23 protein-coding genes are annotated in these 24777 nt (G+C 58.5%); 11 read left to right on the plus strand and 12 right to left on the minus strand.

Translation table 11 applies throughout. The annotated features are described in order from the left end of the window. The first annotated feature begins 129 nt into the window (after positions 1 to 129). Complete coding sequence (locus HWW83_RS08730) at positions 130 to 426, plus strand: YciI family protein (RefSeq protein WP_033643283.1); 297 nt, start codon at positions 130 to 132, stop codon at positions 424 to 426. 109 nt (positions 427 to 535) lie between these two features. On the opposite strand, the gene HWW83_RS08735 is transcribed toward HWW83_RS08730, so the two are convergent. Continuing rightward, complete coding sequence (locus HWW83_RS08735; protein ID WP_164119586.1) at positions 536 to 1390, minus strand: LysR family transcriptional regulator; 855 nt, start codon at positions 1388 to 1390, stop codon at positions 536 to 538. A gap of 91 nt (positions 1391 to 1481) precedes the next feature. Between HWW83_RS08735 and HWW83_RS08740 the strand changes: the two genes are divergently transcribed. Further along, a complete protein-coding gene (locus tag HWW83_RS08740; protein WP_176589208.1) occupies positions 1482 to 2447 on the plus strand; it encodes a DMT family transporter in 966 nt (321 codons plus the stop codon). Positions 2448 to 2484: 37 nt separating this feature from the next. Here the strand turns inward: HWW83_RS08740 and HWW83_RS08745 are convergent, their stop codons facing one another. Next, positions 2485 to 3486 (minus strand): LacI family DNA-binding transcriptional regulator, encoded by a 1002-nt coding sequence (locus HWW83_RS08745; protein ID WP_033643286.1) that lies wholly within the window; start codon positions 3484 to 3486, stop codon positions 2485 to 2487. A gap of 71 nt (positions 3487 to 3557) precedes the next feature. Continuing rightward, on the minus strand, positions 3558 to 4112 hold the full coding sequence (locus HWW83_RS08750) for a D-lyxose/D-mannose family sugar isomerase (RefSeq protein ID WP_042784691.1): 555 nt from the start codon (positions 4110 to 4112) through the stop codon (positions 3558 to 3560). Positions 4113 to 4340: 228 nt separating this feature from the next. Here HWW83_RS08750 and HWW83_RS08755 point away from each other — a divergent pair, with 228 nt between their 5' ends. The 5 genes from HWW83_RS08755 to HWW83_RS08775 are packed head-to-tail and all read left to right on the plus strand — an operon-like array spanning position 4341 to position 10496. Further along, complete coding sequence (locus HWW83_RS08755) at positions 4341 to 5375, plus strand: NAD(P)-dependent alcohol dehydrogenase (protein ID WP_042784692.1); 1035 nt, start codon at positions 4341 to 4343, stop codon at positions 5373 to 5375. Positions 5376 to 5379: 4 nt separating this feature from the next. After that, positions 5380 to 6897, plus strand: a complete 1518-nt coding sequence (xylB, locus tag HWW83_RS08760) for a xylulokinase (protein ID WP_103101074.1) — start codon at positions 5380 to 5382, stop codon at positions 6895 to 6897. Next, positions 6891 to 8399 carry a sugar ABC transporter ATP-binding protein gene (locus HWW83_RS08765; RefSeq protein ID WP_369825822.1) on the plus strand — a complete coding sequence of 503 codons (1509 nt, stop codon included), beginning with the start codon at positions 6891 to 6893 and terminating at the stop codon, positions 8397 to 8399. The genes xylB and HWW83_RS08765 overlap by 7 nt, the downstream gene beginning before the upstream one ends. 18 nt (positions 8400 to 8417) lie before the next feature. After that, the gene (locus tag HWW83_RS08770; protein ID WP_033643291.1) at positions 8418 to 9455 is read left to right on the plus strand and encodes an ABC transporter permease; all 1038 of its coding nucleotides are present in this window, start codon (positions 8418 to 8420) and stop codon (positions 9453 to 9455) included. A gap of 33 nt (positions 9456 to 9488) precedes the next feature. Then, the gene (locus HWW83_RS08775; RefSeq protein ID WP_176589209.1) at positions 9489 to 10496 is read left to right on the plus strand and encodes a substrate-binding domain-containing protein; all 1008 of its coding nucleotides are present in this window, start codon (positions 9489 to 9491) and stop codon (positions 10494 to 10496) included. A gap of 143 nt (positions 10497 to 10639) precedes the next feature. Here the strand turns inward: HWW83_RS08775 and HWW83_RS08780 are convergent, their stop codons facing one another. Then, complete coding sequence (locus tag HWW83_RS08780) at positions 10640 to 11203, minus strand: TetR/AcrR family transcriptional regulator (RefSeq protein WP_069100708.1); 564 nt, start codon at positions 11201 to 11203, stop codon at positions 10640 to 10642. Positions 11204 to 11330: 127 nt separating this feature from the next. Here HWW83_RS08780 and smfY point away from each other — a divergent pair, with 127 nt between their 5' ends. Together smfY and HWW83_RS08790 are read left to right on the plus strand one after the other, a co-directional pair. Further along, positions 11331 to 12803 (plus strand): multidrug efflux MFS transporter SmfY, encoded by a 1473-nt coding sequence (smfY, locus tag HWW83_RS08785; protein WP_033643294.1) that lies wholly within the window; start codon positions 11331 to 11333, stop codon positions 12801 to 12803. A gap of 200 nt (positions 12804 to 13003) precedes the next feature. Beyond that, a complete protein-coding gene (locus HWW83_RS08790) occupies positions 13004 to 13495 on the plus strand; it encodes a Dps family protein (RefSeq protein ID WP_019452735.1) in 492 nt (163 codons plus the stop codon). A gap of 46 nt (positions 13496 to 13541) precedes the next feature. On the opposite strand, the gene HWW83_RS08795 is transcribed toward HWW83_RS08790, so the two are convergent. After that, the gene (locus tag HWW83_RS08795) at positions 13542 to 13718 is read right to left on the minus strand and encodes a YciY family protein (protein ID WP_025159792.1); all 177 of its coding nucleotides are present in this window, start codon (positions 13716 to 13718) and stop codon (positions 13542 to 13544) included. A 242-nt stretch (positions 13719 to 13960) separates the two neighbouring features. Between HWW83_RS08795 and cls the strand changes: the two genes are divergently transcribed. Beyond that, positions 13961 to 15421, plus strand: a complete 1461-nt coding sequence (cls, locus tag HWW83_RS08800) for a cardiolipin synthase (RefSeq protein ID WP_103101072.1) — start codon at positions 13961 to 13963, stop codon at positions 15419 to 15421. A gap of 56 nt (positions 15422 to 15477) precedes the next feature. Next, positions 15478 to 15801, plus strand: a complete 324-nt coding sequence (locus HWW83_RS08805) for an HI1450 family dsDNA-mimic protein (RefSeq protein ID WP_004932139.1) — start codon at positions 15478 to 15480, stop codon at positions 15799 to 15801. A 73-nt stretch (positions 15802 to 15874) separates the two neighbouring features. On the opposite strand, the gene oppF is transcribed toward HWW83_RS08805, so the two are convergent. From oppF to HWW83_RS08840, 7 genes are all read right to left on the minus strand, one after another. Continuing rightward, positions 15875 to 16876 (minus strand): murein tripeptide/oligopeptide ABC transporter ATP binding protein OppF, encoded by a 1002-nt coding sequence (gene oppF, locus HWW83_RS08810; protein WP_019452737.1) that lies wholly within the window; start codon positions 16874 to 16876, stop codon positions 15875 to 15877. After that, complete coding sequence (locus HWW83_RS08815; RefSeq protein ID WP_016927496.1) at positions 16873 to 17889, minus strand: ABC transporter ATP-binding protein; 1017 nt, start codon at positions 17887 to 17889, stop codon at positions 16873 to 16875. Before HWW83_RS08815 ends, oppF begins: the two co-directional genes overlap by 4 nt. Positions 17890 to 17900: 11 nt before the next feature. Continuing rightward, positions 17901 to 18809 carry an oligopeptide ABC transporter permease OppC gene (gene oppC / locus HWW83_RS08820; RefSeq protein ID WP_004932149.1) on the minus strand — a complete coding sequence of 303 codons (909 nt, stop codon included), beginning with the start codon at positions 18807 to 18809 and terminating at the stop codon, positions 17901 to 17903. Positions 18810 to 18823: 14 nt separating this feature from the next. Next, the gene (gene oppB / locus HWW83_RS08825; RefSeq protein WP_004932150.1) at positions 18824 to 19744 is read right to left on the minus strand and encodes an oligopeptide ABC transporter permease OppB; all 921 of its coding nucleotides are present in this window, start codon (positions 19742 to 19744) and stop codon (positions 18824 to 18826) included. 83 nt (positions 19745 to 19827) lie between these two features. Further along, positions 19828 to 21465, minus strand: a complete 1638-nt coding sequence (oppA, locus tag HWW83_RS08830; protein ID WP_176589210.1) for an oligopeptide ABC transporter substrate-binding protein OppA — start codon at positions 21463 to 21465, stop codon at positions 19828 to 19830. Between the two features lie 149 nt (positions 21466 to 21614). Continuing rightward, the gene (locus HWW83_RS08835) at positions 21615 to 23252 is read right to left on the minus strand and encodes an ABC transporter substrate-binding protein (RefSeq protein WP_046898917.1); all 1638 of its coding nucleotides are present in this window, start codon (positions 23250 to 23252) and stop codon (positions 21615 to 21617) included. A gap of 695 nt (positions 23253 to 23947) precedes the next feature. Continuing rightward, positions 23948 to 24592 (minus strand): YchE family NAAT transporter, encoded by a 645-nt coding sequence (locus tag HWW83_RS08840; protein ID WP_015378089.1) that lies wholly within the window; start codon positions 24590 to 24592, stop codon positions 23948 to 23950. Positions 24593 to 24777: the final 185 nt, after the last annotated feature.

Below are 24777 nucleotides of genomic sequence, written 5' to 3' on the forward strand. Positions count from 1 at the left end.
ATAAAAAGTAGCGGCTTCAAGGCATAAGCGCCAATCCCCCCCATAAATTCACCGCGCGCCGTTCCCCTGCCGCGCCTTTTGCGCTACCTTGGTGGCACCGTTTTATAGCCATGATTTTACAGGTGAAATATGCTTTATCTGATCTACGCGCAAGACGTTCCCCACTCACTGGAAAACCGTCTGGCGGTGCGCCCGGCACATCTGGCGCGCCTGCAGGCGCTGCGTGACGCCGGCCGTCTGGTGGTCGCCGGCCCCAACCCGGCCATCGACAGCAACGATCCCGGCGCCGCCGGCTTCACCGGTTCAACGGTGATCGCCGAGTTCGCCTCACTGGCGGAAGCCCAGGCCTGGGCGCAGCAGGATCCGTACGTCGCCGCCGGCGTCTACGCCGACGTGACGGTGAAGCCGTTCAAGCAGGTGTTCTGATCTCCAGCCCTCCGAATACCGGGAACGCCCCGCTATACGGCGTTTCCGGCGCTAGCCACACCTCAGCGTCACCGTCGCGCTCGGTTCGTCTTCCCCGCGCGGTCGATATTCATGTTCCGCCCCGGAAATACTCACCGATAACGCTTTCCAGCATCGCCACCGCCGATTGACCGGCAGCAGCGGCAGAACGCAGCAGCTGCACTTCGTGCGGAGCGACCGACGGCAATTCGTCGAGGATCCGCATCGCCGCCGTCACGCGTGCGCGGTCGAGCAGCGTGACGGCCAATCCTGCCTCAACGGCGGCAGCCACCACGCTGGCCGAAGGGCTGCTCACAACCACTCGCCAATGCCTTCCCGCCCCGCTCAATGCAGCGATCATAGCCTCTCGGTAAGGGCAATCGGCGGCATGCAACGCCAATGGTATCGGTTGGGCCATATCCAGCGCCAATCGGCGGCCGCCAACCCAAACCGGCGCAGTCACCGCAAGCGGCATCTGGCGCAGTCCCCCCATCGGCAGCACCGCCAACGCCAGCTGTAGCCGGTTGCGTCCGATCTGTTCAACCAACGCCTGGCTGGCGGCCGTAGACACCTCCAGCATCACCGCAGGAAAACGGGTGGCAAACGCCGGCAGCACATCGCGCATGACATGTGATGCGTATTCATCAGGCACTCCCAGCTTGATATGTCCACTCAGCGGTGCGCCCTGCAGCTCACGCAGAATATCGTCGTGGGCATTCAACAGCCCGAGCGTCGAGGCCAGCAGTTTGTCGCCTAAGGGCGTCAACACGACGGACTGATTGTCGCGCTCCAGCAAGCGGCCGCCCACGACCTGTTCCAGACGCTGAATATGAACGCTCACCGCGGCTGGGCTGCGATGAACAAAGGCCGCCGCCGCACGAAATTGCCCCAAACGGGCGATAGCGTGAAAAGTGCGCAAAAGATTAATGTCCAGGGTTGGCCGCATGGTTTAACTCTATTAAACAACTGAACGAAAATTATTCGATTTATTAAATTATAGCGGCTCACTACCCTTGGGGAAAAAGGAGAAGATCACCATGCCCCTGTCAGAATTTCGTCCACCTTCCTGCCGCGATAAGGTGGGCGACAAAGCCGCCGTCTGGTTGCCGGCAGCGGAAGTCCTGCTGATCGTCGCCTGGAGCTCGGGCTTTGTCGGCATCCGTTTCGCCGCCGATTACGCGCCGGTGTTGCTGGTGGCGTTCTGGCGCTGTGTCGTGGTCGCTTTACTGCTGATGCCGTTTAGCCTTCGCGCCATCAGGCGCTCCTCGCCGCAGTCGGTAGCCGCTCATGCCGGGATCGGGCTGCTTGCCATGACCGGATACCTGACCGGCGTCAGTAAAGGCATCGAGTACGGCGTGCCGACCGGGTTGGCCGCGCTCATCGCCGATTTGCTCCCTCTCGGCACCGCACTCTTGAACATGCTGTTTCTACGCCGGCTGCCCGATGGCCGCGTCTGGCTCGGCCTGGCATTAGGCTCTCTCGGGGTGATATTGGCGACGGGCGGTGCTATTTCCTGGGGAAGTGCGCCATTGTGGGGCTACCTGTTGCCGCTGGCGGGGATGCTGTCACTGGCACTGGCGACGCTGTGGCAGCAACGGCTGCCGCAGGCGCAAGCGCAAGCGGTGAGCCTGCCCGCCAGGTTGGGGATACAAAGCGCGATTTCAGCGCTGGCTTTTGCCCCACTGGCAGGCGCAGAAAGCCCGCTGCTGCCAACCATGACGACAGGGTTGGTTATCGGCGTGCTTTGGACCGCGCTTTTGGCCACCCTGGCCGGTTACGGTTTGTATTGGTTCTGCCTTAGGCATACCTCTGCATTGCGTGTGACGAGCCTGCTGTTCCTCAGCCCCTTCGTCACCTTCTGCTGGGCATGGTTAATGTTCGATGAGCCCCTTTCCTGGCCTATGCTGCTGGGCGCAGCAACGGCGGGGAGCGGCTTGTGGCTGCTTATCCGCCCCCCGATGAGGGGCCGGACTGAACGCGCTGAAATGAATAATGGCAGATAAGGTTAACGAAGATGCCGGCTACACGTTGCCGGCACCGTTACACGACGAGTTTTCCCCGCACCACCACCTTGCCCGGCTTTATCTCAGGATCGGCAATACGGCGGATCGCCAGATTCAACGCTTGCCAGGCGATCTCTTGCAAGTCGTGTGACACACAGGGGAAATGGAAACCGTAGATCTCGGCATGTGAAACCTCATCGATGCTGAACAACGACACGTCCTGCATCAACGGCAACCGATGTTCGATACAGGCCTTGATGATGCCCAGCGAGATCTGGTTATTGCAGCCGACGAAAAAATCGGGGGCGGGGTTATTGGCCAGCCAGCGGCTCGTCTCTTGCCAGGCGACATCCATAAAGAAATCGGCATACCGCACGTCGAGCGAAGCCACCTTCCCTTGCAATGCCGCCTGCAAGCCAGTGACCCTGTCACGCGCAACGTTGGAATTCTCCGGCCCGGAGATCACCACCACCCGCTGCGCCTGCTGTTCCAGAAGCCAACGCCCCGCCTGAAGGCCGCAATCCAGATTATCAATATACACTCCGCTGCAGTGGTGACTCTCCAATTCCCGATCGATCAACACCACCGGTATATTGAGCGTTTCCAGACGTTTGAGGTAGGAAGGCCGGTACAGATGATCGTTGGAAATGACCGAGAGAATAATCGCATCGACGTTGTAGCCAATGAGTTTGTCGATGATCCTGTCTTCGCTTTCCTGAGACTCATAGGAGTCGAACACCAGCGTGTCGTACCCCATCTTTTGCGCTTCAAGCGTCATCAGGCGCGTCAGGCCGCCAAAGAATGGGTTGGCCATGTCGGGGTTGACGATGCCAATGGTTCTGCTGCTTTTCGCCCGCAGATTGCGCGCCGCGGCATTGACCACGTAACCGAGTTCGGCGGCGGTCTCCCGAATTCTCCTCAACGTTTCCGGATGGACCTTGTCCGGCTGTGAAAATGCCCGCGAAGCGGTTATTTTGCTGACGTTCGCCTGTGCGGCGACGCTAGCCAGCGTCGCTTTCCGTCCTCGACCCACGGCCAAATGCAGCTCCTTAGCTTGAAGGTATCATTTTGTATCATTCCCGGCATCATGACAGAACTTTGTTCTTGGCGCTAATGGTTTACGCCGGCAAGACGGTTAATTCGCGGATCGGTAAAAATATCCAGCTCGTCACGGCTCTCGGAAGAGAACTCGGACACCACCGCGCCCTGCTTCCCCGCCTGAAACCAGTGACGGGTATTGGGCGCAATGGTGTATTGTTCCCCCGGCCGCAAGAGGATATAGCGATGACAGGTATACCACTGCTCCGCGCCCTCCGGCACCCGGCATACCGGTTGGCCGCCGCGATCGTTGGGCGTCAGACTTTCATCATCGACAAACAAAAACACCTCTCCCCAACGGCAACGGAACGTCTCTTGCTTGCCGGGCGTGCCGGCAAAGGGAGGGTGTAAATGTTCCGGGCAAGTCTGCCCAGGAAACAGCACCAGCTCTTTCGCGCAATACCGAGGTGAGTTGACGTAGGTCAGCAGCTGCAACCCGGACGCGGGATAGTCGGCCAGACCAAACGTCGCAATTTCAATGCGTTGCTGTTCTTCTTCGGTCAAGATAATGTCCGCCTGGCGCAAATACTCCAGCGTAGCGGCTCTGGCGCTTTGTTGTTTGTTCATCATTCCCCCGGCAAAGTAACGGTATCGATATCAACAGGCCGATATTAAAACCGTCATTGCCACGCCGATTTTGTGACCACCGTCGCTATATTGAATAACAACCCGCCAGCAAAATTAACTCTCGTCGAGCAATTCCAACATTGATCACAGTTTAACCACCCGCATTGGCTCACTATCGCCGCATTGAAATGATACCGTTACCATAAAAATGATTCACCAGGAGGCAATATGAAAGCATTAGTGCTGGCCAAAGCGGGGGAAATCGCTATCGAGGACGTCCAACTGGCCGAAACGCTGGGGCCCGACGATGTACAGATAAAAATTCATTCCGTGGGCATCTGCGGCAGCGATGTGCACTATTACCAGCATGGCCGCATTGGCCCGTTTGTGGTCAAAGCCCCGATGGTGCTCGGCCATGAGGCCGCCGGCGTGGTGCTCGCGACAGGTGAAAACGTCACTCACCTCAGCGTCGGCGATCGCGTTTGCATGGAGCCCGGCATTCCCGACCTCAACTCGGCGCAGACGCGCGCCGGGATTTACAACCTGGACCCCGCCGTTCGCTTCTGGGCGACGCCGCCGGTGCACGGCTGTTTGCGCGAAACCGTCATCCACCCCGCCGCATTCACGTTCAAACTGCCGGACAACGTCAGTTTCGCTGAAGGCGCCATGGTTGAACCCCTGGCCATCGGCATGCAAGCGGCCACCAAAGCCGGGATCAAACCCGGCGATATCGCGCTAGTGATCGGCGCTGGGCCGATCGGCGTGGTCACCGCCCTCGCGGCGCTGGCGGGTGGCTGCTCGGACGTCATTATCTGCGACCTGTTTGACGAGAAACTCGCCGTGGCGGCCAGCTATGAAGGGCTGCACGCCGTCAATATCAAAACCGGCGACCTGGCGGGTAAAGTGGCTGCGTTCACCAGCGGCAATGGCGTCGATATCGTGTTTGAATGCAGCGGCGCAAAACCGGCTATCGCTACGCTGGCCGAACATGCGGCGCCAGGGGCAACCGCCGTGCTGGTCGGCATGCCGATCGACGCCGCGCCGATGGATATCGTCGCAGCGCAGGCCAAGGAAATCACCTTCAAGACCATTTTCCGCTACGCCAACATGTATCCGCGCACGCTGCGGCTGTTGAGCAGCGGCAAATTGCGCGTCCAGCCGTTGATAAGCCAAACCTACAAATTCTCCGACAGCGTGGCCGCCTTCGAGCGCGCGGCGGCGGGACATGCCTCGGACATCAAAATCATGCTGGAAATGGAGTGATCCTATGGCGCTCTATGCTGGCATAGACTGCGGTACGCAAGGCACGAAAGTCGTGATTGTCGACAGCACACAGGGCGTGATCCTCGGTGAGGGCAGCGCCCCTCACCGCCTCATCAGCCAAGCCAATGGCCGGCGCGAACAAGAGGCCGACTGGTGGATTGAGGCGTTGGTCACCGCGTTTCGCCAAGCCGTGACTAACGCCGGTATTGATGCCGGGGAAATTAACGCTCTGGGGGTCTCGGGCCAACAGCATGGATTTGTGCCGCTGGACGCAGACGGCAACGTGCTGCACAGCGTCAAGCTGTGGTGCGATACCGAAACCGCGGAGGAAAACGAACTGCTGCTGCAGCGGCTCGGCGGCGCCAAGGGCTCGCTGGACAAGCTCGGCCTGCGGGTCGCCACCGGTTATACCGCGTCAAAAATCCTTTGGTTCAAGACGCACCATCCGGCGCTCTGGGCAAAACTGCACACCGTGCTGCTGCCGCATGATTATTTGAACTTCTGGTTGACCGGGGAGCGTGTAGCGGAATATGGCGATGCTTCCGGCACCGGGCTGTTCGATGTGCGCACCCGTAGCTGGAGTCAAGCCGCCGTCAATCTTATCGATGACAGCGGCCGTTTATGGCATGCCCTGCCGCCGCTCAAAAGCGCGGAATGCTGCATCGGCACGGTGCGCCCCTTCGTGGCGGAAAAGCTCGGCCTCGGCCCGGCAGTTCGGGTCTCGACCGGCGGCGGCGACAACATGATGGCGGCCATCGGTTCCGGCAACATCGAGGCCGGCACCGTTACCCTGAGCCTCGGCACCTCCGGCACGCTATTCGCCTGGTCCGCCGCGCCCGTCGTGGCGGAATCCGACATGATTGCCGGTTTCTGCTCCAGCACCAACGGGTGGCTGCCCTTGATATGCACCATGAATGTCACCTCGGCCACCACGGCCATGCAGACGCTGCTGGACGAAGATCTTGACGGCTTTAACCGCTTATTGGCGCAGGCGGCGCCGGGTGCCGGCGGCGTCGAGATGCTGCCGTTCTTCAACGGCGAACGCGTTCCCCCGCTGCCCCACGCGCGCGCCAGCCTGCATAACCTCGATAGCGACAATTTTACTCGCGCCAATCTCTGCCTGGCGGTGGTTGAAAGCGCCACCTACGGCCTGCGCTATGGCATCGAGCTGTTTCGCCGCCAGGGCATCGAAACGCGCGAGATCCGCCTCACCGGCGGCGGCGCCCGCAGCACCGCCTGGCGACAAATCGTCGCGAACGTGATGGGGTGCCCGGTGGTCTGCCTGAACGTCAAAGAGACCGCCGCGCTGGGCGGCGCCATTCAAGCGATGTGGGCGACGTCGTTGGCCGATCGCCCGCACCAGAACGCCGCCGGGCTCTTGGCTGAACTGTGCCAACGCTTCGTTTCCCTGGATGAAGCCACGCGCACGACGCCAAACGCCGACAGGCAAACGCAATACGAGACGCTTTATCAACGGTACCTGCAGCGTTTGCAGCGGACATACCCGGAGGTTCAATCGTGACGCGAGATCCCCATACGCAAGCCCCTGCCTATCTGCTGGAAGTCAGCGGCGTCAGGAAAGCCTTTGGCCCGGTCGTGGCGCTCAAGAACGCCGAGTTTTGCCTGCGGCGCGGATCCATCCATGCCCTGTGCGGCGGCAACGGCGCGGGGAAATCCACCTTTCTCAGCATTCTGATGGGCTTTATTCAACCCGATGGCGGCGACATTTTTATCAATGGTCAACGCTGTGAATTTCATCATCCCCGGGAAGCCCTCAATGCCGGCATCGCCATCGTGCAGCAGGAGCTGAGCGCGATCCCGGACCTGACGGTGGCAGAAAACATTTGGCTGGGCCGCGAGCCGAGACGCCTGGGTTTCGTCGACTTTGCGACGCTCAACCAACGCACCACCCGTCTGCTCGAGGAACTTGATTTCAAGATCGACGCGCGAGAAAAAATGCGCAACCTGAGCGTCGCCGAGCAGCAACTGGTCGAGATCGCCAAAGCGCTGTCGCACGCCAATGCCGACATCATCATCATGGATGAACCCACCTCGGCGATTGGCGAAGAGGATGCGCAAAAAATCTTTCATACACTTCAGCAACTGGCGGCGAAAGGTAAAGGCATTATCTACGTCTCCCACCGTTTATCCGAGATATTCCAAATCGCGGACAGCTACACCATTTTCCGCGACGGCGCCTATATCCATGAAGGCTATATCGCCGACATTACCCGCGAGCAGTTGATCGAACACATTATCGGCGGCGAGTACGACAGCGAGTTCGCCAAGTTCAATCAACCCGGCGAAGAGGTCTTGCTGGAGGTCAACGGTCTGTGTTGGCGCAGCAAGATAAAGGATATCAGCCTGCAGCTTAAGCACGGTGAGATCCTGGGCATCTACGGCCTGGTGGGATCGGGCCGCAGCGAGTTTCTCGATCTTATCTTCGGCATTCAGCATGCCGACAGCGGCACGATCCGCTTGGGCGACAAGACGCTTAACCGCCATTCCCCGCGAGAGGCCATCGACAGCGGCATTGCCTACGTGACGGAAGATCGCAAGGAAACCGGCCTGGTGCTGTGCCGTTCCGTCAGTGAAAACATCAATATCGCCTCTTTTGCCGGCATAAGCCGAATGGGGTTCGTCAGCGAAAAACGGGAGCAAGCGCGAACCCGCGACATGATCCAGCGCTTTAACGTTAAAACCCACGATGGCGAACAGCCCGTGGGCAACCTGAGCGGCGGCAACCAGCAAAAAGTGGTGCTGGGCCGCTGGGCGCTGTTGGAGCCGGAGGTGTTGTTGCTCGACGAGCCGACGCGCGGTATCGACGTCGGCGCCAAGAAAGAGATCTATCGATTTATGTCGGAGTTCGCCTTGCAAAACAAAGGGATCATCATGGTTTCCTCCGAGCTTTCGGAAATTATCGGCATGAGCGATCGCATCCTGGTGTTTCGTGACGGGCAGTTGGCCGGCGAGCTTGCGGCAGCCGATGCGACTCAGGCAGCACTGATGAAACTTGCGGTTTAACAGAGAGAGAAAAACAAAATGAGCAGCGCCCACTCCTTATCACCAGGAATGTCATTTTTCACCCGCAATAAGCGCCGTATGCACAAATACGGCATTATCATCGCCTTTTTCGCGCTGTGCCTGATCGTGGCGCTGATTGGCGAATATCAGGTCGCCCAGGGAGCCTGGAGCAGCAATTATTTTCTCAGCAATGAAAACACCCTGATCGTACTGCGCCAGGTCTCGATCAACGGCATTCTGGCGATAGGCATGACCTTCGTCATCATCACGGCAGGCGTCGATCTCTCCGTCGGCTCGGTGCTGGCGTTAAGCGGCATCGTCGCCGCCCGCTTCGCCACCAACAATAGCGGATTGGCTATCGGTGATACTGCGACCGCCGTTATGGCGCCGCTGATCGTGGCGCTGGGGATCGGCATCGTCTGCGGCCTGGTGAACGGCACCGTGTTGGCTCGCTACCGGTTGCAGCCGTTTATCGTCACCATGGGCATGCTCTCCGCGGCGCGCGGGTTAACCATGTTGACCACCAACGGCAATCCAGTATCGCAATTGAACAGCGATTTCCGCTGGTTAGGCAATGGCTATGTCGGCGGCGTTCCGGTGCCCGTCATCATCTTCATCGTGCTGTTCGCCCTCGCCTGGCTCGTGCTGAATAAAACCCTCTTCGGGCGCTACATCTACGCCGTCGGCGGCAACCCGAAAAGCGCGCGCACCTCGGGGATTAACGTCACGCGCATCAAAATACTGGTGTATACGCTGTGCGGCGCGCTGGCCGGCATCGCCGGCCTGATCCTCACCGCGCGCACCGGTTCGGCGCAAACCAACGCCGGCGCTGGGTATGAGCTGGACGCCATCGCGGCGGTGGTGATCGGCGGCACCAGCATGGCCGGCGGCGTCGGTACGCTGGTCGGCACCTTCTTCGGCGTGCTGATTATCGGGGTGATGAATAACGGCCTCGATCTGCTCGGCGTGCAATCGTACTACCAACAAATTATCAAAGGCGCATTGATCGTTCTTGCCGTCTTGCTCGACCCCTCGCGTAAGCAACAGCGCGATTAATAACATCAGACCCAACTCTACCAGGAGAAAACCATGAATAAGACCAAGATAGCGTTGTTTGCCTCTGCCATGCTGTTCGGCAGCCTGTCGGCGGCTCAGGCCGCCCCGGTTAAAATCGCGGTATTGATGTACGGCAACAAAGCCGAGTTCGTGCAATTGATGGAAAGGTTCGGCAAGGAACACCCGGCGGTGAAAAGCGGCGAAGCCGTACTGACTTTCTACGATGGGCGTTATGATGCATCGGTGCAAAACGATCAGGCCGCCACCGCTATCCAGACGCGCGCCGATGCCATTATCGTCAACCCGATGGATTTTGAGGCCAATATCGATATCGTCACCAATGCCAACGAAGCCAAAATCCCGGTGGTGGTCACCAACGCGCGCCTGAACACGGACGCGATGACGTCTGAAGTGGTGTCTAATGACGAGCTGGGCGGGTATCTGGAAGCCAAAGCCGTACTGGACAAACTCGACTGCAAGAACCAGAAGGTGAACGTGGTGATTATCGAAGGCCCGAAAGGCGGCAGCGGCGAGATCCAGCGCGGCAAGGGCAATGATAAAGCGATTGCCGAGTGCGGCGCCGGCCAGGTGACCGTGCTTGAACGTAAAACGGCCAACTGGTCACGCGCTGAAGCGCAGCCGCTGATGGAAAACTGGCTGCAGAAACACCGGGGCAAAATCAACGGCGTGATTGGCCAGAACGACGAGATGGCGCTGGGCGCCATCGAAGCGATTAAAGGGGCCGGCCTGAACGTGAAAGACTTTGCCATTGCGGGCGTCGACGGCGTTTCCGACGCGATTCATGCGGTGCAGGCCGGTGAAATGGTCTCTATCCTGCAAGATGCCAAAGGCCAGATGCAGGGTTCCATCGACGTCGCGCTGCGCGCCGTGAAAGGGGAAAGTTATCAACCACAGTCGGATATCTGGAAACAGTACGCCAAAGATCTGAAATGGGAGGGCGGCACGCAGAAGCATTATTATATTCCGTGGACCGTCGTCACCCCAGAGAATGCCCAGCAACTGTTGGACGCGCGCAAGTAATGTCCGGCGCCCCCTGCACTCAGGGGGCCTTTGCTCCGAAGCTTGCCGCAGGCAAAAAAAAAGCCAGCACGGAGGGGCTGGCTAAAAAGTTCTTCGAGGGAATATCTTGTGCGATAAACATACGCCTTTCGCCGCACGCTTTACTAGCTATCAGTGCGATAGGCGCTGCCCGTTAAAATCAACGCCTGCATATCGGCGAACATCGTTTCCCATTCCGCCTGGCCGATATCCATCAAACCGAAATAACGCAGCATAAAGGCGCCTTCGGTGGCCAGAAACGCCAGCCGCGCGCGCTTACCCTCTTCGGTAGTCAAATCCAGCCCGGCGATGCGGCTGCGATACCATTCGCGCGTGCTCGCCAGATGCTCCGGCGTTTGAATCAGCGTCGCCATCAACCCGGCGGCCTTGGCGCTGGCGGTCTGATCCGAACTTTGGGTAGCCAACATATGCGCCCGCACGCTGGTCTGCGGCGAAGGATCGTCGCCGGCGATAGCGGCGAACAGCGTCTCGTAGGCACTGCCCCAGCGATCGAACATCGCGTCAATCAGGGCGTCTTTGCTGCCGAAGCAATACTGCACCCCGCCCTTGGAGATCCCCATCGCTTTGGCGACGGCGTCGATGGTTAAACCGGCGGCGCCCTGGGTGGCGACGATCTCTTCGGCGGTGTCCAAAACCTTGTCGCGATCGATGCTGCGTTGACGTCCCATTAAGAAACCCTTCTTTTCAATACGAACGTATGGATATATATTATCACCAGTATACCACCCGGCATCGCCGGAGGGTTACCGCAATGGCGGCGCCTTCGCGTCGCCCACGTAAACTGGATTATGACTTATGTACGCCAAGAACCGCTGGTTGATCCTGACGATGGTCGCCAGCGCCCTTTTCCTGATTGTTATCGACATGACGGTGCTCTATACCGCTCTGCCACGTTTAACCCAGGCGCTGGACGCCAGCGCCTCGCAAAAACTCTGGATCGTCAACGCCTACCCGCTGGTGGTCGCCGGGCTGCTGCCCGGCGCCGGCATGCTGAGCGATCGCGTCGGCCATAAGCGGCTGTTTCTCGCCGGGCTGCCGGTGTTTGCCGTCGCTTCGCTGTGCGCCGCCTTTTCGCCCACCGCCGAATGGCTGATCGCCGCACGGGTGTTCCTCGCCGTTGGCGCAGCAATGATGATGCCCGCCACGCTGTCCATCGTGCGCCACGTCTTTACCGACGAACGCGAACGCGCGCTGGCGATCGGCATCTGGGCCTCGGTGGCCTCGGGCGGCGCGGCCATCGGCCCGGTGGTCGGCGGCCTGCTGCTGGAGTATTTCTGGTGGGGATCGGTGTTCCTGATCAACGTACCGGTGGTGTTGCTGGTCTGGCCGCTGGCGTGGAAACTGATCCCCCGCTGCGGCGGCGATAACCCGCGCCCCGCCGATATCGTCGGCTCGGTGCAGATCATGATCGGTCTGGTCGGCGCTATCTATGCGCTGAAGGAACTGAGTAAGCCGGCGCCTGACGTCAGCGCGTTGCTCGCAGCGGCCCTGATCGGCATCCTGTTCCTGGCGCTGTTCGTGCGTCGCCAGCAGCGCAGCGCCCACCCGATGATCGATTTCTCCCTGTTCCGCAACCGGCTGTTCGCCGGCGGCATCGGCGTGGCGCTGCTGTCGATGGTGGCCCTGATCGGCGTCGAGCTGGTGCTCAGCCAACGCCTGCAGCTGGTGCTCGGCCTCAGTCCGCTGCAGGCGGCGCTGTTCATCTTGCCGATCCCGCTGGCCTCGGCGCTGGCGGGGCCGATGGCCGGTTTACTGTTGCCGCGCTATGGCGAACGCAGCATCATCCTCGGCGGTTTCGCCCTGACCGCCTTCGGCATCGCCGGCCTCGCCCTGTTGTATCAAAGCAGCATAGCGCTGCAGCTGGTGAGCCTGGCGTTGGTGGGCTTTGGTCTCGGCGGCGTGATCACCGCCGCGTCCACCGCCATCATGCTGAACGCGCCGGAGGAGAAATCCGGTATGGCGGCCTCTATCGAAGACGTCTCCTACGAGCTGGGCGGCGTACTGGGCGTGACGTTGCTCGGCGGGCTGATGACGGCGGTCTACAGCCATAGTCTGGCGCTGCCGGCGGAGCTGCCGGTCAGCGAGTTGGCCTACGACAGCATCGACGAGGCGTTGCGCCTGGCGGCCGGGATGGCGGCCGATCGCGCGCAGCAGCTGACGCAGTTGGCGCGTTTGGCCTTCGATCGCGCGTTTATCATGGTGCTGATCGCCGCCGCGCTGTTAATGGCGCTGGGCGCCGGCGTGGTAAAACTGGCGCTGCGCAAGTAACCGATAAAAGCGACTTTTTTCGCCTGCGGATCCTGCGTAAACTGATTCGGCAATTTGCTCGACGGATTTATCGTCATCGGTTTGAGCGATGGCAATGATGCCTGTTATCGTGTTTAACCCTGCGATAAATCCGGTTACTGTAACAGCTATGGAAATTGATTCTGTCTACCCTTGGAACGAATAATCAGGAGAAGATTATTATGGCAACGGCGAAGAAAGCAGCGAAAACCCATATCGGCCTCGACAGTAAACAATCGGCAAAACTCGCCGAAGCGCTAAATGCGCTGTTGGCGAATTATCAGGTGCTGTATATGAACGTGCGCGGCTATCACTGGAATATTACCGGCCCGCAATTCTTTGAGCTGCACGCGAAATTCGAAGAAACTTACAACGATCTGCTGACCAAGGTGGATGAGCTGGCGGAACGCATTCTGACGCTGGGCTCGCAGCCGCGCCACGCTTACAGCGACTATCTGAAAACCGCCGATATCAAGGAACACACCAATGTGACCGATGATAAGGGCACGCTGCGCGGCCTGTTGGAAGGGTATTCAATCTTGCTGCAACAGCAGCGTGAACTGCTGACGGTCGCGGCGGACGCCGGCGACGAAGGCACCGCGTCGCTGATGAGCGATTACATCAAAGAGCAGGAAAAACAGGTCTGGATGCTCAACGCCTACCTCGGCAAATAAACCCAGGCGCCATAACAAAACAGTCCCTCACGGGACTGTTTTCGTTTTACCACTCGCAGGATACCGCAAACAGCAGCGCGCGCCGATGCTGATCGTCCAGGCGACGGCGCACCCGGATAATATGGCGATTGCTGCAAGACTGGCGCTCCAGCCAACGATGCCGACGGCGTTGGCTCTGCCGCAACATTCGCCAACGGCCCACTTCATTTCTACTGCGTCTCATAATTCCGTCACTCGTTCGTCTAATGCCAACCGCGGGCATTATAGCCCTTTCAGCCCGCGATCCAAGTCGCCGTTATCGGCGACATCGCAGGCGCCGCGCCGCTAAAAGCCGCCCTTTCGATTTCGGCAAGTGCCTTAACTTCATCATATTTATGTAACATAAGCGCCGATAAAAGGTTTCGCCTTGACCGATCTGTGCGTACACTCATCATTGGTGGTTTGCGAACGGGATTTTTCGCCTTTATGACAACATTTTATACCGTAATCAGTTGGCTCATGGTGTTCGGCTACTGGCTGCTGATCGCCGGCGTGACGATGCGCATTTTGATGAAACGCCGTGCGGTTCCCTCTGCCATGGCCTGGTTGCTGGTTATCTATATTCTGCCGCTGTTCGGCATCGTCGCCTATTTATCGTTCGGCGAGCTGCATCTGGGCAAGCGCCGGGCCGAGCGCGCCAAGGCCATGTGGCCGTCGACCGCGCGCTGGCTGAAAGAGCTGAAAGAGAGTCGCCGCATCTTCGCCACCGAATACAGTAAAGTCGCCGAACCGCTGTTCCAGCTGTGCAACCGCCGCCAGGGCATCGACGGCGTCAAGGGCAACCAGCTGCAGTTGCTCACCACCACCGACGACACGCTGAAAGCGCTGATCCGCGACATCGAGCTGGCGCGCCACAACATCGAAATGGTGTTCTATATCTGGCAGCCCGGCGGCCTGGTCGATCAGGTGGCCGAATCGCTGATGGCCGCCGCGCGGCGCGGCGTACACTGCCGTCTGATGCTGGACTCCGCCGGCAGCCTGCAATTTTTCCGCAGCCCCTACCCGGCGATGATGCGCAACGCCGGCATCGAAGTGGTCGAAGCGCTGAAGGTCAACCTGCTGCGCGTATTCCTGCGCCGCATGGATCTGCGCCAGCACCGCAAGGTGGTGCTGATCGACAACTACATCGCCTATACCGGCAGCATGAACATGGTCGATCCGCGCTATTTCAAACAGGATGCGGGCGTCGGTCAATGGATCGATCTGATGGCGCGCATGGAAGGCCCGGTGGCCACCACCATGGGCATCGTCTATGCCTGCGACTGGGAAATTGAAACCGGCAAGCGCATTCTGCCGCCGCCGCCGGACGTCAACATCATGCCGTTCGAGCAGGAAAGCGGCCACACCATTCAGGTGATCGCCTCCGGCCCCGGCTTCCCCGAGGAAATGATCCACCAGGCGCTGCTGACCGCGGTTTATTCCGCGCGCGAACAGCTGATCATGACCACGCCGTACTTCGTGCCGAGCGACGATCTGCTGCACGCCATCTGCACCGCCGCTTTGCGCGGCGTCGAGGTCAGCATCATCGTGCCGCGCGACAACGATTCGATGATGGTGCGCTGGGCCAGCCGGGCGTTCTTCTCCGAGCTGCTGGAAGCCGGCGTGAAAATCTATCAGTTCGAAGGCGGCCTGCTGCATACCAAGAGCGTGCTGGTCGACGGCCAGCTCAGCCTGGTCGGCACCGTCAATCTGGATATGCGCAGCCTGTGGCTGAATTTCGAAATCACCCTGGTGATCGACGACGACGGCTTCGGCAGCGATCTGGCCTGCGTGCAGGAAGATTACATCGCTCGCTCCAAGCTGCTGAACGGCAAAGAGTGGCTGAAGCGGCCGTTCTGGCACCGCCTGGTCGAGCGCCTGTTCTACTTTTTCAGCCCGTTGCTGTAAAAGCCGCGGCGAGCGTGCTTTAATAGCGCCAAATCATTTGTTATCAGGATTTTTTTATGGATTTGAATAACCGCCTTACCGAAGACGAAACGCTGGAACAGGCCTACGACATCTTCCTCGAATTGGCCGGCGACAATCTGGATCCGGCGGATATTCTGCTGTTCAATCTGCAGTTTGAAGAGCGCGGCGGCGCAGAACTGTACGACCCATCCGAAGACTGGAGCGAGCACGTGGATTACGACCTGAACCCGGACTTCTTCGCCGAAGTGGTGATCGGTCTGGCGGACAGCGACGGCGAGCCGATCAACGACGTATTCGCCCGCGTGCTGATCTGCCGCGAGAAAGACCACAAGCTGTGTCACATTCTGTGGAAAGAGTGATTCACCGCTAACGTTTCGGATAAAAAAAGCCCCGCTGAATAAGCGGGGCTTTTTGTTGCCGGCTAGCGGCGCATTACAGCGGATCGACCTTCAGGCACGAAACCGCATGGCGGAAACTGCCCTCCAGCAGCGGGCGCGTCTTGGCGCACTCCGGCCCGGCGATCGGGCAGCGGGTGCGGAACACGCAGCCGGACGGCGGGTTGATCGGCGAAGGCAGCTCCCCTTCCAACAGCTGGATCTGCTTTTCCTTCTCCTTGTCCGGATCCGGGATCGGCACCGCCGACATCAGCGCCTTGGTGTAAGGGTGCTGCGGATTGTGGTACACCTCGTCATAGGTGCCCAGCTCCACCGCATGGCCCAGATACATCACCAGCACGCGATCGGAAATGTGCTTCACCACCGCCAAATCGTGGGCGATAAAGATCAATGACAGCCCCATTTCGCGCTGCAGCTGCTGCAGCAGGTTCACCACCTGCGCCTGAATCGACACGTCCAACGCGGAGACCGGCTCGTCGCAGATCACCAGCTTCGGTTCGAGGATCAGCGCGCGCGCGATGCCGATACGCTGGCACTGGCCGCCGGAGAACTCGTGCGGATAACGGTTGATCAGATTAGGCAGCAGGCCGACCTTCAGCATCATCGCCTTGACCTTGTCCTTCACTTCCTGACGCGGCATTTTCGGGTAGTAGGTGCGCAGCGGCTCAGCGATGATTTCGCCGATGGTCATGCGCGGGTTGAGCGAAGCCAGCGGATCCTGGAAGATCATCTGGATATCGCTGCGGGTTTTGCGCCAGTCGGCGTCGCTCATGCCCAGCAGATCTTTACCCAGCCAGGCGACGCGCCCGCTGGTGGCCTTCACCAGGCCGATGATGGCGCGCGCGAAGGTGGATTTGCCGCAGCCGGATTCGCCGACCACGCCCAGGGTTTCCCCCTCGAACAGCCGCAGCGTAACGCCGTCGACCGCCTTCAGGGTTTTCGGCGGCTGCCAGAACCACTGCTTGTCGTCATGAATGTCGAAGTGCACTTTCAGATCGGCCACTTCGAGCAGCACTTTCTTGTCGGTTACCGCTGTCATACCAACGCCTCCACCGGTTTAAAGCAGGCGCGCAGGCGCCCTTCCCCAAATTGCTCCAACGGCGGAGCGCTCGCGCACTGTTCCATGGCGTACGGGCAGCGCGGCTGGAACGGGCAGCCTTTCGGCAACCGCAGCAGGTTCGGCGGGTTGCCGGGAATAGTCAGCAACGCCTCGCCTTCGGCATCGAGACGCGGCACCGCGTTCAACAGACCGATGGAATACGGGTGGCTCGGCTGGTAGAACACCTCGCGCGCGCTGCCGTATTCCATGGTACGCCCGGCGTACATCACCAGCACCTTGTTGCAGATGCCGGCCACCACGCCCAGATCGTGGGTGATCATGATGATGGCGGTGTTGAACTCACGCTTGAGCTCGTTGAGCAGCGTCATGATCTGCGCCTGAACGGTCACGTCCAGCGCAGTAGTCGGCTCGTCGGCGATCAGCAGCTTCGGCCGGCACAGCAGCGCCATGGCGATCATCACGCGCTGGCGCATGCCGCCGGAAAACTCGTGCGGATACATGCGCATGCGCTTGCGCGCTTCCGGCATTTTCACCGCGTCAAGCATGCGTACCGACTCTTCAAAGGCTTCGCTTTTGCTCATTTTCTTATGCAGCATCAGCACTTCCATCAGCTGTTCGCCAACGCGCATATACGGGTTCAGCGAGGTCATCGGGTCCTGGAAGATCATCGAGATCTCTTCGGCCCGCAGCTTGTTGAGCTGGTTTTCCGGCAGGTTGAGGATTTCGCGGCCGTTGAATTTGGCCGAACCGCCGATGCGGCCATTGCTGGCCAGCAACCCCATCAGGGCGAATGCGGTCTGCGATTTGCCGGAGCCGGATTCGCCGACGATGCCCAGCGTTTCACCGGCGCGCAGATCGAAGTTCAGATCGTTCACCGCCGTCACGTCGCCGTCCGGGGTGGAGAACGTGACGCGCAGATCTTTCACGTCCAGCAGCGGCGACGCTTTAACGCCGACGGCGGTTTGCAGTTGTGGATGTTCAATGGTGCTCATGGTGGCACTCCTTAACGATCTTTCGGGTCGAGGGCGTCACGCAGGCCATCGCCGATAAAGTTGAAACAGAACAGAGTGACTACCAGGAAACCCGCCGGGAACAGCAGCAACCACGGTGAAACTTCCATTGAGTTGGCGCCGTCGCTGAGCAATGCGCCCCAGCTGCTCAGCGGCTCCTGCGTGCCCAGCCCCAGGAAGCTGAGGAAGGATTCGAACAGGATCATGCTCGGCACCAGCAACGAGGCATACACCACCACCACGCCGAGCACGTTCGGCACGATATGCCGCAGCACGATGTTGCGCGTGGAGACGCCGCACACCAGCGCCGCTTCGATGAACTCCTTGCGCTTCAGACCGAGGGTTTGGCCGCGCACGATACGCGCCATGTCCAGCCACGACACCATGCCGATCGCCACGAAGATAAGCAGGATATTCTGGCCGAAGAAGGTCACCAGCAGGATCACGAAGAACATGAACGGGAAGGAGTTGAGGATCTCCAGCAGGCGCATCATCACCGAGTCGATTTTGCCGCCCAGATAGCCGGACATCGCGCCGTACAGGGTGCCGACGATCACCGCCACCAGCGCCGCCGCCACGCCGACCATCAGCGAGATACGCCCGCCGATCGCCACGCGCACCAGCAGATCGCGCCCGGAGGAATCGGTGCCGAAATAGTGCCCCGATTCAACGCTGGGGGCGGCGGACATCATCGCCCAATCGGTATCGTCGTAGGCGAATTGCGACAGCATCGGCGCCAGCACCACAAACAGCGTGATCAGCGCCAGGATGAACAGGCTGCTGACCGCCGCGCGGTTGTGCATAAAACGCCGACGCGCGTCTTGCCACAAGCTGCGCCCTTCCACTTCCAGCTTCTCGCTGAAGTGTTCCAGAGCTTCGCTGTTCTTTTTAGTCAACATCATTCGCGTGCTCCAGATTAATAACGGATTTTCGGATCGATGACCGCATACAGCACATCGACGATCGCGTTGAACAGAATGGTCAGAGCGCCCACCAGAATGGTCAGGCTCAACACCAGGGAGTAGTCGCGGTTCAGCGCGCCGTTAACGAACAACTGGCCGATCCCCGGCAGACCGTAGATGGTTTCGATCACCATCGAGCCGGTGATGATCCCGACGAACGCCGGGCCCATGTAGGACAGTACCGGCAGCAGCGCCGGCTTCAGCGCGTGGCGGAAAATGATGCGGCGCATCGGCAAACCTTTGGCGCGCGCGGTGCGAATGAAGTTGGAGTGCAGCACTTCAATCATCGAGCCGCGCGTGATACGGGCGATGCTGGCGATATAGGCCAGCGACAGCGCCACCATCGGCAAGATGATGAACTTAGGCGCGCCGCCGTTCCAGCCGCCGCCCGGCAGCCATTTCAACGTAATCGCGAAGATCAGCACCAAGAGCGGCGCCACCACGAAACTGGGTATCACCACCCCGGTCATGGCGAACCCCATCACCGTATAGTCCCATTTGGTGTTTTGATTCAACGCCGCGATCACGCCGGCGCTAACGCCCAGCACCACCGCCAACAGAAACGCGGCCAGACCGAGCTTGGCGGACACCGGGAAAGAACTGGCCACCAAATCGTTGACCGAATAGTCCTTGTATTTAAAGGACGGGCCGAAGTCTCCCTGCGCAAGCTGCGCCAGATAATGACCGTACTGTTTCCAGATCGGGTCGTTCAAATGGTATTTGGCTTCGATATTCGCCATGACTTCCGGCGGTAATGCGCGTTCCCCGGTAAATGGACTGCCGGGCGCGAGGCGCATCATGAAGAATGAGATGGTAATAAGGATAAATAGTGTCGGGATCGCTTCCAACAAGCGACGAAGTATAAATTTCAGCATTGCCCTAACCCTGTGCGACAGCCTGATGACGGCTTATTATTCTCAACATGGGCCGGCGGCCTGCGCCGCCGGCTCTTACCGTATCAATGCTTGATGATGTACAGGTTTTTGTCGTACACGTTATCAAGCAGGTCTTTGCCGGTGTAACCACCAACGTAAGGTTTCACCAAACGGGCGTTCACATAGTAATACAGCGGAACGATGGCGGAATCTTTATCCAGCTGCACTTCCGCTTTCTGATACAGGTCGGCGCGTTCGTCTTTGGTCTTCGCGGTCAACACGTTGGCCATCAGCTTGTCGAACTCGGCGCTCTTGTAGTGCGGGGTGTTACTGCTGCTGTCGGACAGCATCATGTTCAGGAACGAACTCGGTTCGTTGTAGTCGGCGCACCAGCCGGCGCGCGATACGTCATAGGTGCCCTGATGGCGGGTATCCAGGAAGGTTTTCCACTCCTGGTTCACCAGCTTCACGTCCACGCCCAGGTTTTTCTTCCAGATGGAGGCGGCGGCGATCGCCAGCTTCTTGTGCAAGTCGGAGGTGTTGTACAGCAGGGAGAAGGTCAGCGGTTTACCCGGGCCGTAGCCGGCGTCCGCCAGCAGTTTCTTCGCCACTTCGTTGCGTTTTTCCTGCGTCCAGCCGAACCACTCCGGCGGGGTCAGCTTGGCGCCGTCGGTGTATGGCGGCGTAAAGCTGTAGGCCGGCAGATCGCCCTGGTTTTTCACCTTGTTGACGATGATGTCGCGGTCCATGCCCAGCTTCAGCGCTTCACGCACGCGCGCATCGGTGAACGGCGCCTTCTGGTTGTTGATTTCGTAGTAGTAGGTGCACAGATAAGGATCGACGTGCAGCTCTTTCGGGATCTCTTTCTTCAACTTCTGGAACAGTTCGATCGGCATGTTGTTGTAGGTCATGTCGATTTCACCGGTGCGGTAGCGGTTAACGTCGGTCACTTCCGACGAAATAGGCAGGAACGTCACTTTATTGATGATGGTTTTGGCGTTATCCCAGTATTCCGGGTTACGTTCCAGTACGATGCGTTCGTTGACAACCCAGTCTTTCAGTTTGTAGGCGCCATTGCTGACGTAGTTGGCCGGCAGCGTCCACTTCTCGCCAAACTTCTCTACCGCGTCCTTATAGACCGGTTTCATGGCGTAGTGTGGGGTCATTTCAACCAGATAAGGCACCGGCTCGCTCAGGGTCACCTGGAAGGTGTGGTCGTCGATGGCCTTCACGCCCAGCGTCGACTTGTCTTTTTTACCGGCGATGATGTCATCGACATTTTCTACGTGGGCGTACTGCAGGTAGCTGGCGTAAGGCGACGCGGTTTTCGGATCCACCACGCGCTGCCAGCTGTAAACGAAATCTTGCGCCGTCACCGGCTTGCCGTTGGACCATTTGGCGTCTTTACGCAGGTGGAAGGTCCAGACTTTGAAATCCTTGTTATCCCAGCTTTCCGCGACGCCCGGCACGATGGAACCGTCCGGGCTGTTGTTCGCCAGGCCTTCCATCAGATCGCGGGTCACGTTGTTTTCCGGCACGCCCTCGATTTTATGCGGGTCAAGCGACTGCACTTCGGAACCGTTGTTTTTGACGATTTCTTGCTTGTCGGCCAGTTGCACGCCTGCAGGAACGTCGGCCGCGAAGGCGGAGGTGGTTGCTGTGATGCCGAGCGCGGCGATGACGCCGGCGGCAATGAGGGTTTTCTTCGTGATGTTGGTCATACTTATCGACTCCAGTTTTTTATTATCACAGGCTCTTCGTGGAACCTGCGTTGCCCGTAAGCGGACTCTGTTTTCCCGCCGCTGCGGAACGAATGCGGCGGCGGGCCTTCCCCATATTCCCCTGCGGTTCAGCGTGAGGAATACCCCTTTTACTGCTTGATGATGTACAGATTTTTAACGTCGGTATAGTCCAGCGGATCTTTGCCGGTGAACCCGCCTACCGTCGGTTTGATCAAACGCGCACTGACGCGGTAATACACCGGAATCAATGCGGAGTCTTTGTCCAACTGCGTTTCCGCCTGTTGGTAGAGCGCGGCGCGCGCGGCTTCATCCGGCGCCTTCAGCGTGGCGGCCATGATGGCGTCGAACGCCGGGCTCTTGTAAAACACGGTGTTGATGCTGCTGTTGGACAGCACCAGGTTCAGGAAGGCGCTCGGCTCGTTGTAATCCCCGCACCAGGTGGCGCGCGCCACGTCGTACTGCCCCTGATGGCGGCTTTCCAGCGAAGTCTTCCACTCCTGGTTGCGCAGCGTGACGTCGGCGCCGAGGTTCTTCTTCCACATCGATGCGGCGGCGATCGCCTGCTGTTTGTTTTGATCGGAGGTGTTGTACAGCAGCGAGAACTTCAGCGGCTTGGCGGCGCTGTAACCCGCTTCCGCCAGCAGTTTTTTGGCTTCGGCGTTGCGCTGCTCCTGGCTCCAGCCGGCCCACGCGGGCTGCGTGAAGTTGGCGCCTTCGGTGAAGGTCGGCGTGAAGCTGTAGGCCGGGATCTGCCCCTGGCCCATGATTTTGTTGGCGATAATGTCGCGATCCAGCGTCATCTTCACCGCCGCACGCACCCGCGGATCGGTGAACGGCGCCCGCTGGTTATTGAGTTCGTAATAGAAAGTGCACAGATAAGGGTTAACGTGCAGTTGATCGGGCACCTCGCGCTTCATTTTGACGTACAGGTACGGCGGAATGGCGCTGTTGGTGATATCGATCTCGCCGCTGCGGAAGCGATTGACGTCGCTGACTTCAGAAGCGATCGGCAGGAAGGTCGCCTGGTTGATCACCGTCTGCTTGTTATTCCAGTAGCTCGGGCTGCGCTCCAGCACAATGCGCTCGTTCACCACCCATTCTTTCAGGCGGTAAGCGCCGTTGCCAACATAGTTAGCGGGCAGCGTCCATTTATCGCCGAATTTCTCCACCACCGCGCGTTTGACCGGTTTGAGCGACGTGTGGCTCAGCATGCTGATGAAATACGGCACCGGTTCGCTCAGGGTCACCTGCAGCGTTTGATCGTCCAACGCCTTGACGCCGAGAGTCTGCGGGCTCTTTTTACCGGTCAGGATGTCGTCGATATTCTCGACTTTGGTGTACTGGAGGTAACTGGCGTAGGGAGAAGCGATCTTCGGATCGGCCAGGCGTTGCCAACTGTAGACGAAGTCTTGCGCGGTGACCGGGCTGCCGTCACTCCATACCGCGCCGGGGCGCAGGTGGAAGGTCCACTGCCGATAATCCTGGTTTTCCCAGCTCGCCGCCGCCGCCGGTACCACATGCCCGTTGGCGTCGGTGCTCACCAGCCCTTCCAGCAGGTTAAGAATGATATTGCTTTCGGGCACGCCCTCGACCTTATGCGGATCCAATGAAGCCACTTCGCTGCCGTTGTTGATGACAATATTCTGCTGCTGCGCCAATTGGACGCCGGCCGGAACCTCCGCCGCCAAACTGCTATTTACGGCAATGACGCTCAACGCGCCGCTAATCAACAAGGTCAAAGAAGTGCGCTTCAGGGTTTGCTGCATAATCGAGGCTCCTTTTCACCGACAAGCATCGCTTATCGAAGTTTGTGAAGTGTTTATAAGAATTCTAAATAAACGGATACCAGCAAAAATCATTCCCGTTTTTATGGCGCATTTCAGTTAATTGACCACGGGAAAGTTGCTCGGAAATTAGCAGAAGCCAAATTCCATAGCCAATAAATTTTACAAAAATGTTAAGCAACTCTCTTTTATCGCACCAAGCCCGATCCGGCCCTTGTGATGAAGGGCAAAGGAAGACATGAAAAAAACTTTGATTTTAAAGGAGAAAACTCAAAATTAGTTTCATTTGAAACTGTCGACGCAATACCATTGCCGCACAAAGAAACATTCAGTTAACAAACCAGCCATTCAAAGAACAAACACCTGCCTACAGGCGGTTAATCACTAATAACACCTGGATGAAAGTGAGACAAGCCCCACAGAATGATGTGATTAATTTAACAACAGCTTTACCGTTTAACGAGGAGAAAACGCGCGGAAATGGGGAAAGAAAAGTGTCTGAAATAACGCTTAGCGTTTTTTTTAAGCAGCAACATGAGATTTATGCAACATAAGAGTGCAATGGCATAAATTTTATTCATCTTGTGCACTATAATAATGCGAACCAATAAATAATTTAACTTTTAAAATTAATTTTAGCCGCGCTCAAGGTCAGAGGCGCGGCCAAGCGAGAGCGATTACAACAGGCCGGGGAATATCGCCTTAATGCCGGTAACGATAAATTCGATCCCGAGCGCCATCAGCAACAGGCCCATGATACGGGTGATCACGTTGATGCCGGTCTGCCCAAGCAAACGCACCAACAGCGGCGCGGCGCGGAACAATAACCAGCAGCAAAAAGCGAATAAGGCGATCGCCACCGTAAAGCCGAGCAGGCTTTGCCAATTGTGATAACGGGAACTCCACACGATGGTGGAACTGATCGCCCCCGGCCCCGCCATCAATGGCAGCGCTAACGGCACCACGCCGATGCTTTCGCGGATCGCGCTCTCCGATTTCTCCTGTTTGTTCTGCTTATCTTCACCCAGCTTGCCGCTGATCATCGACATGGCGATGGTCACCACCAAAATACCGCCGGCGATGCGGAACGAATCGATGGAGATGCCGAACATCCGCAATATCCCTTCCCCCAGGAACAGCGATGTCCATAGAATGATGGCAACCGACAGGTTGGCGGTCAGGTTGGTTTTATTGCGCCCCGCTTCCGCCTGGTAACTGGTCATACTGATAAATACCGGCAAGATGCCCACCGGGTTGACCAGCGCAAACAGACCGACAAAGAACTTGATAAAGCCGGAAAGATCCAACAGAGATTGGCCCACAGATGGCTCCGCGTTAATTGCTGTAAAGGTGTGCTGACTATGCGCGCTAATGTAATGGAATTGCCGCGGGTAATCCATCCGGCCAGAGCAGCATTTTTGACTACCAGCAAGTTAGGCAACAAAACAAATGCCCTTTGTTAAAGTGATGTATGGCCTTTTGATTTTTTATGTTGAAAAAAGAGTCA

It is taken from the genome of Serratia ureilytica (genome assembly GCF_013375155.1).
Taxonomy (GTDB): domain Bacteria; phylum Pseudomonadota; class Gammaproteobacteria; order Enterobacterales; family Enterobacteriaceae; genus Serratia; species Serratia ureilytica.

Coding starts and splice junctions, on each gene's coding strand:
- HWW83_RS08780 (WP_069100708.1), bottom strand. CDS start 11,203: ATGGGACGTCAACGCAGCATCGATCGCGACAAGGTTTTGGACACCGCC.
- xylB (WP_103101074.1), top strand. CDS start 5,380: ATGGCGCTCTATGCTGGCATAGACTGCGGTACGCAAGGCACGAAAGTC.
- cls (WP_103101072.1), top strand. CDS start 13,961: ATGACAACATTTTATACCGTAATCAGTTGGCTCATGGTGTTCGGCTAC.
- oppC (WP_004932149.1), bottom strand. CDS start 18,809: ATGATGTTGACTAAAAAGAACAGCGAAGCTCTGGAACACTTCAGCGAG.
- HWW83_RS08735 (WP_164119586.1), bottom strand. CDS start 1,390: ATGCGGCCAACCCTGGACATTAATCTTTTGCGCACTTTTCACGCTATC.
- oppF (WP_019452737.1), bottom strand. CDS start 16,876: ATGACAGCGGTAACCGACAAGAAAGTGCTGCTCGAAGTGGCCGATCTG.
- HWW83_RS08790 (WP_019452735.1), top strand. CDS start 13,004: ATGGCAACGGCGAAGAAAGCAGCGAAAACCCATATCGGCCTCGACAGT.
- HWW83_RS08730 (WP_033643283.1), top strand. CDS start 130: ATGCTTTATCTGATCTACGCGCAAGACGTTCCCCACTCACTGGAAAAC.
- HWW83_RS08750 (WP_042784691.1), bottom strand. CDS start 4,112: ATGAACAAACAACAAAGCGCCAGAGCCGCTACGCTGGAGTATTTGCGC.
- HWW83_RS08805 (WP_004932139.1), top strand. CDS start 15,478: ATGGATTTGAATAACCGCCTTACCGAAGACGAAACGCTGGAACAGGCC.
- HWW83_RS08740 (WP_176589208.1), top strand. CDS start 1,482: ATGCCCCTGTCAGAATTTCGTCCACCTTCCTGCCGCGATAAGGTGGGC.
- HWW83_RS08775 (WP_176589209.1), top strand. CDS start 9,489: ATGAATAAGACCAAGATAGCGTTGTTTGCCTCTGCCATGCTGTTCGGC.
- HWW83_RS08815 (WP_016927496.1), bottom strand. CDS start 17,889: ATGAGCACCATTGAACATCCACAACTGCAAACCGCCGTCGGCGTTAAA.
- HWW83_RS08755 (WP_042784692.1), top strand. CDS start 4,341: ATGAAAGCATTAGTGCTGGCCAAAGCGGGGGAAATCGCTATCGAGGAC.
- HWW83_RS08795 (WP_025159792.1), bottom strand. CDS start 13,718: ATGAGACGCAGTAGAAATGAAGTGGGCCGTTGGCGAATGTTGCGGCAG.
- oppB (WP_004932150.1), bottom strand. CDS start 19,744: ATGCTGAAATTTATACTTCGTCGCTTGTTGGAAGCGATCCCGACACTA.
- smfY (WP_033643294.1), top strand. CDS start 11,331: ATGTACGCCAAGAACCGCTGGTTGATCCTGACGATGGTCGCCAGCGCC.
- HWW83_RS08770 (WP_033643291.1), top strand. CDS start 8,418: ATGAGCAGCGCCCACTCCTTATCACCAGGAATGTCATTTTTCACCCGC.
- HWW83_RS08835 (WP_046898917.1), bottom strand. CDS start 23,252: ATGCAGCAAACCCTGAAGCGCACTTCTTTGACCTTGTTGATTAGCGGC.
- oppA (WP_176589210.1), bottom strand. CDS start 21,465: ATGACCAACATCACGAAGAAAACCCTCATTGCCGCCGGCGTCATCGCC.